The 15,239-nt window shown below is 50.7% G+C and carries 8 protein-coding genes; 3 read left to right on the top strand and 5 right to left on the bottom strand.

What is annotated here, in order from left to right; genetic code table 11:
- Positions 1-17: 17 nt before the first annotated feature.
- The gene (locus tag ACN28R_RS11170) at positions 18-896 is read right to left on the bottom strand and encodes a 4Fe-4S dicluster domain-containing protein (protein ID WP_095834433.1); all 879 of its coding nucleotides are present in this window, start codon (positions 894-896) and stop codon (positions 18-20) included.
- Positions 897-898: 2 nt separating this feature from the next.
- Complete coding sequence (locus ACN28R_RS11175; protein WP_222103767.1) at positions 899-3,712, bottom strand: molybdopterin-dependent oxidoreductase; 2,814 nt, start codon at positions 3,710-3,712, stop codon at positions 899-901.
- A gap of 25 nt (positions 3,713-3,737) precedes the next feature.
- Here ACN28R_RS11175 and ACN28R_RS11180 point away from each other — a divergent pair, with 25 nt between their 5' ends.
- Positions 3,738-3,974, top strand: coding sequence for a hypothetical protein (locus tag ACN28R_RS11180; RefSeq protein ID WP_183096832.1), 237 nt, complete (start codon positions 3,738-3,740; stop codon positions 3,972-3,974).
- A 429-nt stretch (positions 3,975-4,403) separates the two neighbouring features.
- Here the strand turns inward: ACN28R_RS11180 and ACN28R_RS11185 are convergent, their stop codons facing one another.
- Positions 4,404-5,843, bottom strand: coding sequence for an MFS transporter (locus ACN28R_RS11185; RefSeq protein ID WP_095834435.1), 1,440 nt, complete (start codon positions 5,841-5,843; stop codon positions 4,404-4,406).
- A 273-nt stretch (positions 5,844-6,116) separates the two neighbouring features.
- Positions 6,117-6,875 (bottom strand): TrmB family transcriptional regulator, encoded by a 759-nt coding sequence (locus ACN28R_RS11190; protein WP_048639520.1) that lies wholly within the window; start codon positions 6,873-6,875, stop codon positions 6,117-6,119.
- 221 nt (positions 6,876-7,096) lie between these two features.
- Between ACN28R_RS11190 and ACN28R_RS11195 the strand changes: the two genes are divergently transcribed.
- Positions 7,097-8,476: a purine-cytosine permease family protein gene (locus tag ACN28R_RS11195; RefSeq protein WP_095834436.1), complete on the top strand. Its 1,380-nt coding sequence runs from the start codon at positions 7,097-7,099 to the stop codon at positions 8,474-8,476.
- A 14-nt stretch (positions 8,477-8,490) separates the two neighbouring features.
- Positions 8,491-9,825, top strand: coding sequence for an amidohydrolase family protein (locus ACN28R_RS11200; RefSeq protein ID WP_095834437.1), 1,335 nt, complete (start codon positions 8,491-8,493; stop codon positions 9,823-9,825).
- Between the two features lie 343 nt (positions 9,826-10,168).
- Here the strand turns inward: ACN28R_RS11200 and ACN28R_RS11205 are convergent, their stop codons facing one another.
- Positions 10,169-14,743, bottom strand: coding sequence for an AAA family ATPase (locus tag ACN28R_RS11205; RefSeq protein WP_095834438.1), 4,575 nt, complete (start codon positions 14,741-14,743; stop codon positions 10,169-10,171).
- Positions 14,744-15,239 lie beyond the last annotated feature (496 nt).

Below are 15,239 nucleotides of genomic sequence, written 5' to 3' on the forward strand. Positions count from 1 at the left end.
GGTGACCCGGATAATTATCAGGCGGTCGATTTACGCTCAGCTTCAGCATCCGGATTATCGAGTCTGATATCGCCGATATTGACGCTGGCCGCCTCCAGATTGACGTCTATCTCTTTTTCAATGCCGTTCCACTTAATGCGTAAGACATATTTGCCGGATTTGCTTTCAAGCCCTTGAAATTTGAAATCGCCGAAGAAATCGGTAACGGTGTGCTGGAGACATTTTCCCTCTTGATAGAGTTCGACCTGCGCCGTCTCGCAGCACTCATCCAGGCCGTTAATATAGGTAGCGACGCTGCCGGCCAGATGCTCTTTCATAAACAGGTGCAGGTTCTTATACCAGACGCGCCCTTCCGTCTTGAGCTCCGGCCGTAGCCGTTCCAACCCTTGCTCCTGCGCTTTCTGCCGCATCTCGTTATCTTCCAGCTTCACGGCGTACAAACAGCCCGACGCGCAAACCTGGGTAATGCGCGGTTCGGGCCAGCCGTCGTCCAGCAGATGCGCATCAAGCGAATATTTTTGCGGCACCTGATGCTCATCGTTCCACCAGATGTGCCCGTAAGGACAGGCTTTGACCAACTGCTTTTGCCCCTTCGCCTTATCCGGATCGATCATCACGATGCCATCCTCGCGCTTATAGATCGCGCCGTCTTTGGCCGCCCGGACGCACGGCGCGTTGTCGCACTGGTTGCACATCACATTTAAATAAGCCACATCCAGCAGCGAGCCGGAACCGCGCTCACGCTTTTTAATCTCCACCCAGTGATGCCCGTGCGGCGGATGAGGCGCGCTGTAGTGCGGGAACGCATTCCCCACATATTCGTCCATAACGGCCATGGTGCAGTTCTGGCAGTTGGTGCAATTTTCCACATCGACAATGATGTTCCACTTTTTCATGATCAGATCTCCCCGTTCCACAGCCGGATTTCGACCAGGCAAGAGTTCCAGGCGGCGCTGTGCGATTTTTTAATAATGGGCCGCTTGGTGGTCAGGATATTCACACATCCGCCACGGTCGGGCGATGCCCCGATTTCCCCGATGGGCGCATAAATCGCGGAGGATTCATAAGAGTGAACGGTTCCCTGCGGAACGCGCTCGGTTAATTCGGCGGCCAGCAGCACCGAGCCGCGGTCGTTGTACATCTCAATCACGTCATATTGTTTGATGCCCCGCTGCGCCGCATCCTTGGTATTAATGCGCGCAATCCAGTAGTACCAGCCGTTGATCAATACGCGGTGATCGGGAATATCCAGCAAATAGGAGTCTTTGCCGTCGGACATAGTGTGGAAGCTATAGCGATTGTGAGGCGATATCAGCGCCAGCGGATATTTCTTGAACAGTTCAGAGCGATGCCCCTCCCAATTCTCGATAAACTTGGACATGGGCGGGCGTTCCGGGTCATTCGGGTCATAGCGCATCAGGCTGCTGCTGACGAACTCGATTTTGCCCGACTGGGTTTGCACCCCTTCGCGCCATTTGCCCGAATAGTCCGACGGCAGAGGCGAAACCTCCGGCAAATCTTTCGGGCGCCCTTCGTAATACCAATTCCAGGATACCGGATCCCGTTCTTCGGGCTTCGGCGCGGGGACGACGTAATACCCTCTTTTGAGAAATTGCTTCCAGGAAATATGCTGCGGCAAGTCCGTACCGTCGAACAGCCGTTTGCACCAGCCGAGTTCCGTCGTACCTTCGGTAAAGTAGGTTCCCATACCCAGGCGCGAAGCCAATTCGGCAAAAATCTCAAAATCCGATTTGGACTCGCCCAACGGCTCGATGCACTTATGCTGTAGCGTGAGAACGCGATAGTTGCTTTGCAAGAACGAGTGAGTGCTGTATCCCGAACAGCTCACCGTCTCCGAAATATCCCAGCGTTCGAAGTTGGTGCAGGCCGGCAGAATAATGTCGGCGAATTTTGCTTCGCCCTCCATCCATATCGACTGATTACAGACAAATTCCAGCTTCGGATCCTGATACATCTTCGCATAGCGGTTGGTTTGCACCATGGTGCCGATATGCGAACCGCCGTATTTGTAATACATCTTGATGGTCGAATAGCCCGGCGCGGGAAACGGAACCGGGCGGAATTGCCCTTCAATCGTTTTGCCGTCAAACGCATAGCCCAACGCCTTGCCTTCCATAATCGCTTCCGGAATTTGCAGGCGGGGCACGGTTTGCGCCACGGTATTCATCGTCACCACCTGGGGCATTCTCTGATACATGTTCTGCGCCAGGCCGCTGCCGACCAAATCCCCCGACAGCCCCCCTTCGGCATAGCCGGGAAAGAAGAAGCGCGTGCTGACCGGCGTCCCGGTTTGCAGGTTGCCGATATTCACGCCAGGCTTGCCGATGCCCTGCATCGCCGCCAGATAGATCATCGAGCGCGCCCATTCAATGCCGGTCGCGCTGCGGCACGCCGAACCAAACCCTGAACGCCCGCCGCAGGACAGATAAGTGCGTTTTTTCGCCCACTGGCGAGCCAGCGCCCTGATGACCCGCGCCGGAATATTGGTTTCCGCTTCCTGCCACTCCGGCGTCTTGGCGATGCCGTCCTCTTTGCCGAGAACATAGTCGCGCCACTGCTCAAACCCAGTGGTGCGGTTTTCAACAAACCACTTATCGTAGGAATCTTCGGTAATCCAGACGTAGGCGATAGCCAACGACATGGCATTGCCTTCGGCCGGCCTTGGCGAGAGCCATTTGCCGCCCATAAACTGCGCCGTGTGGTTATAGAACGGATCGATATGCACGCATTCGATGCCCAGTTCCTTTGCCCAACGCCGGCGTACTGTCCCCTCCTGGGCGGCATAGATGCCGTGCGTACATTCCGGATCGCTCGACCAGAACACGATCATTTCGCAGTGCTTTAGACAATCTTCCACCGTGCCGTAGCCGTCCGGCATGCCTAGCCGCAGCGAATTGCCCCAGTGGTGCATCCCTCCCCAATACCATCCTTCCCAACTGTCCGGGTTATGCGCGACATAGGTTGCCCCGATCATGTTGAAAAAACGCAGACGGGCGGAAAGGTAATAGCCGATATTTCCCCAGGTGTGGTGCGACCCCGTACTGTTTAAAATCGCGCCGGGACCGTATGTTTTTTTAACCCGCATAATCTCGTTGGCCACAATATCGTAGGCTTCATCCCACGTAATGCGCACATACTCCGATTTACCGCGGTTTTCCGGATGCCGCTCGCCGTTGGGATCGAAGTCCACGCGTTTCATCGGATAGAGCAGGCGATCTTTGGAATAAATAGTGGATTTTGACGACTGGCTATAAGAGGTCACGGTTTGCCGGCGCGGCGGCGTAAAGCGTTTCCCTCTGGCCTCAATCGTCCACCCCTCGGCGTCTTTATCGGTCAGTTCCAGATTAGTGATGCGAATAATCTTGCCGTCTTTGACATAAACGCAAACCGGGCCGCCATTGGTGTTATTTATGTATTTCGTCGTTCCGTCCGGCATTTTCTCGCCATATTTCACCCCGATCTCCTGTGCCGCCCCGGCAATACGCATAAAATGCATCACGTAGCGATCGTCCCCGGTAAAGTCGACGCAGAAGTTCTTCATCAGGTTGATCATTTCCAGATAATTGCGCCAGGGAACCATCACCTTCATGGCGTCTTCCGCCGAGTTGAGTTTCAATACGGCATCCGGCGCGGTGGCAAAGCCGGCGCCGGCCTTCAATTTGCCGTTATTGAACCGATACCAATACGCCATAGATTTATCGTTAAGGCGGATCTCTATGGTGAAATTCATGGCGGATAATAACTTCCTGACCTCTTCGGAAAATCTGGCCGCCAGCCTGATAAACGGCGCCATCGATCGTAAAACGACCCGTAGCTCGTTTCTCGCCACCGCCTCTCTCATTTTTCCTTTCAACGTATTTGATTGCGCGCCCATCGGTTGCTCTCTCTCTCATATCGCATTAGCCGGAATAATCGCCAAAAGTCAGACCCTATGTTTCGAATTAATTTCGTGAAATCACGGTCCAAACGTTTAGCACTCGCGTATCTGAAAATATCGTGACTATTTCTGATGGCACTTGATTTATAGATAGCAAAAGGCATACCAAAAAAATTGGCCGAATAATAATAAATAACAATTTGAATTTTTTAGATATTTTTATATCCAGCGTATTTATTGAAATTAGGCGTCAATATATGGACAGCAAGTGTCAATAGATAGACAGGAGGTGTTAACGTATTGACACCGTCCCTTATCATTGATTAATGGGCATATTAAGTAAGGGGGAAAATGTGACATCTGTCATATATAACGATTGGAGCCGACATTAACTTCCGGGGCGAATTCCGCGGATATTATTCCAGGCTTTAAAATAATATCCTGATAGGTTAAGGAACCGTTCAGCGCCTGGCCGGCTCGAACCGTTCCCTTATAGCGCCGGATGCTATTTTTCGCGCCGACTCCGTATCCGGCTAAAGCTGATGGCGATGGCCAGAATCGTGGCCGCGGCCGCCAGCCAAAGGCTCAAGCGAACCGCCTGCGCCTCCTGCACGGCGAGCTGCGGCGGTTCGCCGCCGGATTGCACATACGCCGCCAGGATGACCCCGACAAAAGCCGCGCCCAGGCACTGGCCGAAAGTGCGCATTATCGCCAGCACGCCGGACGCGTAGCCGCTGTTTTCACGGGAAGCGTTCGATAACATTTCGCGATTATTGGGGCTTTGAAAACAGCCGAATCCTATGCCGCATAGCAAACTGCGAACGCCAATATCCCACACCTGCGCGTGATCGGGCAGCAGCGCCAACAGCGCCAGCCCGACAGCAAACAGACACAGTCCCACCGTGGAAATTATCGCCGACGGATAACGGTCGGCGAGCCGTCCGGCATAGGGGGCGGCCAGGATAATGCCTATCGGCCAGGGCGTAAAAAGCAGCGCCGACATAAACGCGCTGTAACCATAAACGCTCTGGAACAAGAACGGCAACGCAACGAATGTAATCCCCTGGCTGACAAACGATGCCATGGAAGTTAACGCCGCAAGCGAAAACCGCATGGAAGCGAACATGCCGAGAGGAAGAAGCGGCTTCGGCGCATGGCGCTGGCGCCAGATAAACGCCAGGCCCGTGATGACGGCGGTTAATCCGAAAGCAACGGCGGTCGTCAGCGTATCAAATGAAAGCGCGCCATCATCCGGTTGAGAAAAGGTTCTCGCCGTCATGATCAGCGAACCCAGCATGACGGCGGACAAAACGGCGCCCGCGATATCGAACGGCTCACGCGCCGGGGACGATTTGCCGGGGATGACACGAAGGGTGAGCGTCAACGCGATAATGCCCAGCGGAATATTGATGGCGAATAACCATTGCCAGCTCATGGCCGACAACAGCGTACCGCCAAGAATGGGGGCAATGGCGGTGCTCGCCGCAACCAGCAACGCATTCAGACCCAGTATTCTCCCCAGCAGGCGGTTGGGAAAAATCGACCGGAGAATCGCCGGACCAATACTCAATGTCGCCGCCCCGCCGATACCCTGCAGCAACCGCATGGCGATAAGCATCTCAAGCGACGATGACATTGCGCAGCCCAGAGACGCCAGCGTGAATACGCCAAGGCCGATGGCGAACAGCGCCCGAAACCCAAACCGGGTGGCCAGCGCCGCAAAGATCGCCAGCGTCATGGCAACCGATAAAAGATAGCCGTTGGCAACCCAGATCGCGTCGCTGGAGGAGACATCCAGCGCCCGCGCGATCTGGGGCAAGGCGATATTGACCATAGAGCCGTCAAATACGGCCATCGTCGTTGTCGTCATCACGGCCGCCATCGCTAAACGGCGTTCGCGGCCGGGCAGTCCCTCATCGCCCGGCCGGTCGGAAAATAATTCCATATAAGAATAACCTCAGCCACTCAACACTACCGGCGTGCGGTCGTGGTAGATAAAAATCAGATTGTTATACGTAGCGACGGGCATGACCGCCCCGGCAATTCAGAAAATATAACCATGCCGGATATAAGGCGGAAGGCGCAGCATTTGCACTTATGGTGCTGAGCGTCTGCCGCCGGCTGGTGCCGGACTGTTAGCTAACGCCAGGCTTCTCCGGATGGCGCATGCCTCAGATGTCGCGCCCCGTCGCCGTCGGGGTGCCGGCTCGGTCCGTCATCAATATCGCAATTTGTTTATCAGGCCCAGGTATTCGTCGTCATGACATAATATATGGCGGTACTTCTGTTCCAGGAATGTCAGGATAACGTCCCGATAGAAGAAGTCGCGGAATACATCCACCAGCTGTTCGGATTTTGTGACGATGGACTGCCAATCGCTTCCCTTGGTTACGGCAAAAACGACTTCTGAACCATCGACAACGATATTTTGGAATTTCTTTAGCTCCGTCTGACTCTCCCGCGGCACAAAATAGCTCAGATGTTGCAGATTGGATTCGAGCTTCCCGACGACATGCGCCTCCACCCGTACCCCTTGCCGCTCTTTTTCCTCCAGGAGCGGCAGATAAGCGAGAAAAACATCGCTCCACGCGGAGATATTGATCGTCTTCTGCGCACTGTCAATTAGCGCCAGGCTATACGCGTAAATAGATTCTTCCGTCGCCAGATTCCACACTTTGTCGTCCGGTTTGATTTTTTTCTGTTTGATGAGCTTCAACTGCTCAATCTCAGATTGAAATTTCAACGTTAATTTTTGTATTAACTGGTCGACCGGCAGCGCTTTATATACTTTTTTCTTTTCGATCACCGAATCAAATAAGATTCCCTTATCCAACAATCTGGAAATGACTTCATAGACTTTAGCCTTTGGAACGCCGGACAGCTTGGCGACGGCGGACGCTTCAACCGGCCTTTCCGCGCTCAGTATCGCTTCGTACACCTGGCCTTCATATTGTGAGAATCCAAATTTTTCAAGCAAATGGGTCACCTTAGTCGTCGGGGTATTATACGAAATAATGATATCAGGATTCAGAGATTGACGGAATATTATCTTCATGGTTACTATCGCGGTAGTAACCACAAAAACATAATAATATAAAATTAGGACTTTCCTCGATGGAAATGGATTATCCAATAAAAATTAATCTAAAAAGGGTCTGAGAATAAAGAAAATAAACTCATTAACCGGGGAACAAAAATATGGCTATCGAGCAACACAGTATTAATTATATTCCCGAAACAGAACGTTACGGGAAGCCGAGGGACTTATTCACCGTCTGGTTCGGAGCGAACCTGAATTTAACCACCATCGTAACCGGCGCGGTATTGGTTATGATGGGGTTGAATCTTTTCTGGAGCATTGCGTCTATTACCCTGGGCACCTTGCTCGGTACAATTTTTGTCGCTTCGCACTCTGTCCAGGGGCCGCGGCTGGGCATTCCCCAGATGATTCAGAGCCGTGCTCAATTTGGCGTGCTTGGCGCGATTATCCCCATGGTGTTTGTGATGTTCGTTTATCTGGGCTTCGGCGTGGCGAACACATTGCTGGTAAGCCAGACATTAACCGGCGTTACCGCGCTCTCTCCAACCTGGGTCATTATCCTGTTCACCTTAATCTCCATCCTTATCGCCATCTATGGATACAAACTGATTCATATCACCCAGAGATGGCTATCCATCAGCGCGTTCATCGTACTCGGCATCGCGACCATCATCGCCTTTCGGCTGCCGTTACCGGCAGGAGCCTGGCGCGCAAGCGCTTTCGATCTGACGCTGTTCGTTTCGGGCGTTGGGATTATCGCCACCTATGTGCTGGCGATGGCGCCCTACGTCGCCGACTATTCCCGCTATTTGCCGTCGAACGCCTCGTCCCCGCAGGTTTTTTGGTTTACCTACGGCGGCCTTACCCTCTCCGGAATCTGGATGATGACGATTGGCGCGGTTCTTGCCGCCGTACTGCCGGATTTTGTGGAAAACTCGGGCGGCGGATTGGCCGGATTGTTCCACGGCTACCGTTGGATCCTATATATTTTAATTATTTACGGCCTGCTCGCCATCAATGTATTTAACTTCTACGGCGCCTTCATGTCGATCGTGACGTCTATTCAGCCGTTCAGCAATCTGAAAGTCACGCCGCTAGTGAGAAGCATAATCTTAAGCGCCATTCTGGTCATTAATATCGTGTTGAGTCTATTGGGCGGCCAAGGGGATTTCATGACGTTCTTTATTAATTTTATTTATTTCATGAGCTATTTCCTTATTCCCTGGACCGCGATCAATCTGGTTGACTTCTTCTTACTGCGCAAGGGCGAATATCATATTAAAGATATTTTTGATATTGCCGGGCGTTACGGCAAATACAATAGAATAACGATTTTTGCTTTCCTGATATCCATCACCGCCGAAATTCCTTTTATAAATTCAACTTTCTACGTCGGTTCAATCGCCAAAATGCTCGATGGTGCGGACCTGGCCTGGTTGGTCGGATTAGTCACCGCGGTCGTGCTCTATTATTTCCCGATGAAGGCGAAACAGGCGGAGAGCATCAACGAAGAAGCATTACAACAAATTGAGAAATAACGGGAACGCAACTGATGAAATATACTGTTATTACGAACGTCGTTATCTTTACGGTCGATAGCCGGGATCGCGTTATTAGAAATGGGACGGTCATCGTCAAAAATGGGCTCATCGCCGCCGTGGGCAAAAAAGAAGAGATCCAGATACCCACGGATGCAGACGAAATAATCGATGGCCGAGGCCAGATGGCCTTGCTTCCCGGCCTGGTGGATTCACATAATCATTCCAGCCTGATGCGCGGCGTCGCAGAGGATCTCCGGCTGGTTGACTGGCTGCCGATTTACGATCTGGAGCATCGGGCATGCAACGAAGAGGATGCTTATCACGCCGCGAGACTGACCTATCTTGAATGTCTGAAGAACGGCACCACCACCATTATGGATATGTACCGCTTCATGCACCGAAGCGCCGAAGCGGCGCGAGAACTGGGCATTCGCGTGCATCTGGCGCCCTACGCCGCGGATATTCAACCCTACGACTTTTTTGAGAGCACCAAGGCGAATGAGCAGTTGATTAAAACCCACCACATGAGCCAGAACGGTAAGATCCGGGTATGGATGGGGCTGGAGAATCTGTATTACTGTAGCGAAGCGATGTATAAAGCCGCCGTCCTGGCGCAAAGGGAGTTCGGCGTCGGCATCCACACCCACGGCTGCGAACAGCAGGAAGAAGAACAATCGATCATCAAGACGTTCGGCAAATCGACGATCGACATGCTGGAACAAAGAGGGATCCTGGGCGAGAAGACGCTGCTTGCACACTGCGTATGGGTGAACGACGACGACATCAAGAAGATGGCGGCAACCGGCACGAATCTGGCCCACTGCGCAATATCGGCGGCCAAGCTGGGCTGCGGGATAGCGAGAATTCCCCGGATGCTGCAAGAAGGAATCAACGTCTCTATCGGTTCGGACGGGGTCATCGATAACAACAGCATGGATCTTTTCCAAGAGATGAAATTCGCCTCCCTGATTCAAAAGGCGACCCAGCGCGATGCGTCCATTATGGGCGCCGGCCAAATGCTGCGCATGGCGACCATCAACGGCGCGAAATCATTGAATATGGAAAACGAGATCGGCTCTATCGAAGTCGGCAAAAGCGCCGATATGATTCTGGTTAATGTCTTTAAGCCGAACCTGCAACCCGTGTTCTGGAACGAAGAAGACGTAACCAACCTATTATGGAATATTGTGTTCTCCGCCAAAGGGGAGAATGTCGATACGGTTATGGTTCAGGGCGAAATTCTGGTACGCCACGGCCGCACCACCAAGGCCAGCGAAACGGAAATCATGCTCATGGCGCAACAACAGGGGGAAGACTGGATGAAGAGAAGGGAAAGATACAAATAATATCCCCGTCATACATCGAGTTGCTTAAGCGTTGTCGTGCCGCAAACGATGTTCATAGCAACCCCCGGCTCATCGCATCACCCGCCGGCCGCACCTCGGTGATGCGATGAGTCACGGCCGGTATCTGATCAATGGCGCTAGCGTGTACGAGCTGGGATAGATTGACGCCATTTCACCCCGGCTCAAGAAAACGACCGTTATGTAGAATGGAGAATCAACATGAAGTTTAATTCCGCTAGTGCTGACCCGAATCTGATCCCATCATACTCAGGAATAACCGGCTTCAGTCTGACTGTATATTTGGCAATCGGCAGTTTTCTTCGCAAATGTGGGTTAGGGTCAATCACGGTCGCTCTGCTGCTTTCAACCAATCGACTACTGCCTTGACTCCCAAGGAAAGTAGCACGTCTTGTACCGCTACAACGCGTTGTAGCATCGCGCCACAGTCAGACTCTTCGCGTTCTTCTGCCTCAGCAAAAAGACGGGTCATAAGCTGAGTGAGATTATCTTTATGGTCATATAAATATGGTCTTGTATGACTTACATAGGTTAGATAGATTTCGGTTGCGGCCAGGGCATGCTCTGGATCCTGTTGCGAAATAGCATTGAGCCATTCATGAAACCCGAAGAACCGATGGTGTTTATTCTCATTGGCACTATCTTTTTCGAATATTGAAAAACAGCGAGCAATAAGTTCCATCGGTACAAAAATTACACCATCATTATCGTCAAAAATATGATTCATCTGCCTTGCTATTTCAAGAGAATGCATGCCACCTACATTTAAACCCGCATTAATACCCGTCAGGCATTGATCCCGGTGCTGTCGGATATTTTCAGCATTTGTCCAGACAGTAGTCGCGCCATGCCAAGCTTCTGTGGAATCCAGTGTGCTCAAGTTCCTTATAAATTCATCAAAGTCAATATGTCCGGTCATGACAGCCAAAGCCGAAATGCGCCCCCATGTTTCCAGGTCGTTATCGCGTCCCTCACTACGAAGGCGCTCTAGCAAAGGCCTCACTGTTTCAAAATGACGGTGATAGGCATAATAAAGGCACCGCTCGGCGATTTGCCAAAGTCTATTTGCATCGCGCATGGCGAGATGGAACAACTCCCAGCCTAAATAGAAAGATTTGTTTTGCAAATATGGTAAACGGCGCAAAATCATGGCACGAATCGCAGGGTGCTCGTCACTAGCAAATCGACGTAACGTAGGCTCTAACAACTCAGGAAATTCATTACCTTGCTCTCGAAAATTATCAGTCAGGATCATCAAGGCATCGGCAACGTCCCCCTTCGCCATATTGATACCTAAAGTAACCAAATCGACGGAATCTCCCGCGATTGGATCAGTTTCATAAAGCCCAGCAAAGTCTATGGACAAAAATATCAACCGTCCTGCCTCTTGTGCGTTCTGTATGACATTGGCGCAGGACTTAAGAGCTTTGGCCGTAGAGCGTCGGCGTCGCCATTCCATTGGATGTCTTTCAAGTTCATCAAGAATCTGGCATGCCAAGAGGGGGGCATGAGGCTCTTCGATCGGCTGCCACGTTACGTTGGGTCGCAAGTTGCCATAGCGGTGAGCAAGATATGTCGCTACCCCATCCATGATATCACCACGAAAAATATCGGGAATATCCGGCCAGTGTATAGACAAAAAGCCCAAAAATCGGGAGGGATGACGAGAGGCGGCCTCTTGTAATTGCCAGCCCACTTCACGTTCACCGCCAACCAGAAAATCATCCCAATTTCCACCAGAGTGGCCCTCATAATGCCCCAATAATTTCAACACTCCGCTATCACTGGTGCTGAGAAATACCTCAAACGAGAATGGTGCTCCAACAATGCCACATCGCGTATGGATATTCGGTTGACGGATCAATATCCCTGCTTTTTTCTCATAGGCATCCACTACCGCTTGCACTTCGGGTGAACGCAAATAGCAAGGAATCGGTACGATCAATTCAGCTTGCGCCCTCAATATCCACAGGCTGGATTCGTCGGCAACTTCTTCATTCCATGTAGTCAAAATACTCGCCATCACAGCATCTTGTGCTGGAGCTGGGAGTAGCTTGAATGCCGACTGTATCAATTCACCTAATTCGTAGGAAAATTTAAACTCCAGTATCTTTGGTTCGCTCAACATGCGTTCTATCAGGTCAATATTGGCAGCAGGCGATACGGTGCAAGCAAGTATGGCAAAGTAGAGCAACGAACCTTCGTGGTTGAAGCAAAGATGTTCGCGATTTTTTTGCCACCAGTCTGAGTGTGTTTTTGCGTGATGGATAATGGCAGTTTCAACTGCGTCAAACAGAACGTTCATACTCTCCGCAAGACTTATATCCCTCTGGCTATGCGTATTTTCGTATGAGGTTTCGCCCAGGAAACCATGCCGATAGCCTATACGGGTTTCACCAAAGCATGATGACTGGACATTGCTCCAATGTTCTATTGACTCTACAGCTAAATCCAGCAAAGTACTGGATTGCATCATACGTTGCTGGAGGAAATTTTCATTTCGTTCCCCAAACTCATGGGGCTGGCAACGCAGCTTGTTATCGAATCTGTACTGTAGTAAATCCTCTTCACTGATGCCATCTGTTATATAATGCCAGAGCAAAGCATCGTCCATCACTCCCTCTGCCACACAATCAGCGATGATCTGACCAAGAAAACTGTGCTCGGATCGCAGCATAGTAAGAAGCTGTTCAAGTAATGGCACAACGAGAGCCATATTCCCTGGCTTAATTTCTGACAGGTGTATTACTAGTTGGTCTGCAATTCCATTGCCGTCAAACCAATCCAATGACAGCGCATCCATCCAGAATGACAGTACGCCTTTTGTATCTTCATTACTCCATTGTGCAATGCGATAAACGTGTCCCGCCAATCCCTCAGCATCCCGCACAGTTTTCAAACGAGGAATCAGATGATTAAGCCAGAAGTGATGCCATTCAATCGAGTTAGCTAGAGCATAAATCACCTGAAAAACATCACGGTATTTTTCGCGTAACTCACGTATCAATGACCAGTCTTCATCCTGGGGTATCTGTTCGGCAAATGATTCTGCTACCAAGCGCCTGATATGGAAGGCCGTGTTGCCAGTCAATACCGCCCTGAGTTGTTTTCTGAAATCTCGGCGCTCACCTAGCGCCAACAGAACAACAAAGCTGCGGATGCTAGGACGTACAAACGGAACGGGCGGCAAGCCGCGTATGAACTCATTCAACGTGACGCCATTACGCACAGATCCACTTATAACAAGTACATCCAGCAGGGTTTGATGTCCGAATGTCAGTTTCCCATCCAGGGTTTCCTGCAGCACATTAAGACTGCACAGTTTCCGCTGAATATCCTGAGAGGCAGTAAAGCGCTGATGCGGCACCACTAGGCTTCGCAATTTCAAGCACTCTGAGGCAATAGTTTCAATCGCTTGTATAGCCGTATCACCTAATTCATCATTGGCCCGAACGATGGTATCGAGATAGCGTTGTGCCAATGACTGGCTGGTCACCACGTTGAAGCTACCGCCTCGTTGGGCCAACTCGACAAACAATGCCAACTCGCGTGGATTCCTTATCAGTTCGCGAGTAACAGCATCAATAGTGTCAGTCACAATCCCTAGCGTATCAAGTAACGGTGCAATTTCGACATCCCAGTCCAGTGGCTGACACTTCAATTCACAATCCCATTGCCGTTCGGCAATCCGTCTGTCGTAATGTCTATCGAAATCACGGCAGGCAGTAACAACAGTGAGATTGGGAATCAGTAGCAGGCGATCTATCTGCGCGAGAAAATACTGCAATACTCGATGATCACGAGCGATGGACAGCACATCCAAAGAATCGATGACCACAATTACATGGGCGTTTTCAGCCAACCGAGCAGCTTTTTCCACCCATTGCTCAGACAGGCCCTGGGCTTGACGCTCTTCTGATGTAGTCAGGTCGGCGAACTCACGCGACTGGATAAAGAGTGGCACGATAGCAGAACTGATTTCGCCCCGTTCTTCCAACGCCTCCTGCAATGCAAGTATCACACAGGTTTTTCCCGAACCCGGAAGACCCGTAAGTAAAATGGACCTCTTTCGGGCATCAATGGCTGCAAGTAGTTCATCTAAGATTGGGCTGACAATACGCTGCCCCGCAATATCTCGCCGCCATGACCTACCAATAGCAGATGTGCTGGAAAAAGAATGACGTATCTCTGCGAGATCCATAGGTGGAACCAGTGTTGACCCGGCCTGCTGGATAATGGCCCGAAGGTCATCTTTGGTTAAACGATGCTGAGTCGCAGTAGATAAGCTATTACCATCCATGCGCGCACCTAGTTGGTCGAGTGTCACCCAGAGAGCATTGAATGCAGGGTCAGGATTACTGACCAAGTTTCGTAAACGTTCGCGCAGCAATTCTTCCATCCGATCTAAATCATCGCTGGTCACAAAATTGGTTCGACGCAGAAATTCAAACGTTGAAAGACTGGGAGCAGTTTTCGCCAGTTGTTTCGACAAAGAGTCATCCAGCCCCCCTTGCGCTTTCCCTAAACTTTGCAGATAACTATTTTCGTCTGGTTGAGATGAACTGTGTTCTTTGAGTTTTGCAAGGTCGCCAAAGTTATTTCGCGAATAGAAACGGACATTAACCTTCGGATTATTAGCCAGCAAAAAGAAGGCTTTGTCCAGTTCATCGCCAAGGTCGGCTATCGTCCAAGCCCTAAAATCTGTTTGATTTTTTTTGCACTGACAAGCGATCAAAACTCCGTCAACTTTGCCAATGACGACATCATCAACGGAGTAGCTTATCGAGTCGACCTCTAACCATTGAAAGTCTTGATCGGACAATACTGTCAATGCCCAATCAAATGCCACCAGTGTCTGGTATCCGTCACCACGGTTAGAACGTATACCTGCAATACTCATCAATATTCTCCCGTCGGAGGGAATTCCTTCCCATCCTCCTACTAACGTTAGCGATGCCAATAGTTTTGAACATGATATGCGTCCTCCGTGAGCTGTGCCAGGATGTTCAAAAATTTAGAAGTTGCCCTATTCATCAAAGATCCTGCCTTGGCAGAGGCGCATATACGCCAGCTTGATCTTTTCGAAGATGATGTCATTCCAACCAGAAGCCGTTTTTCAGAAAACGTAAATCAGTCATTTATTTCCGGAATGGATGTGACTTCACTCAATTCGACGAAGAACCCAGTCATGTTTGGGTTTGGAGTGATATCTACTTTACTGGATTAGATCCTGCTGAGCTCTGGAATGCAGAAATTATCACTACACTGGTGGCTTTCAAGGATGCGGTTCATTCACGTGCATTTGATGAGGCCTGCGAACTGCTAAGTGAGCAGGAACGTGAGTGTGAATTTAAAATAGAAACTCACCCCGATTATAATGCGAAAGGGTACATCGT

The organism is Brenneria goodwinii (assembly GCF_002291445.1).
Lineage (GTDB): Bacteria > Pseudomonadota > Gammaproteobacteria > Enterobacterales > Enterobacteriaceae > Brenneria > Brenneria goodwinii.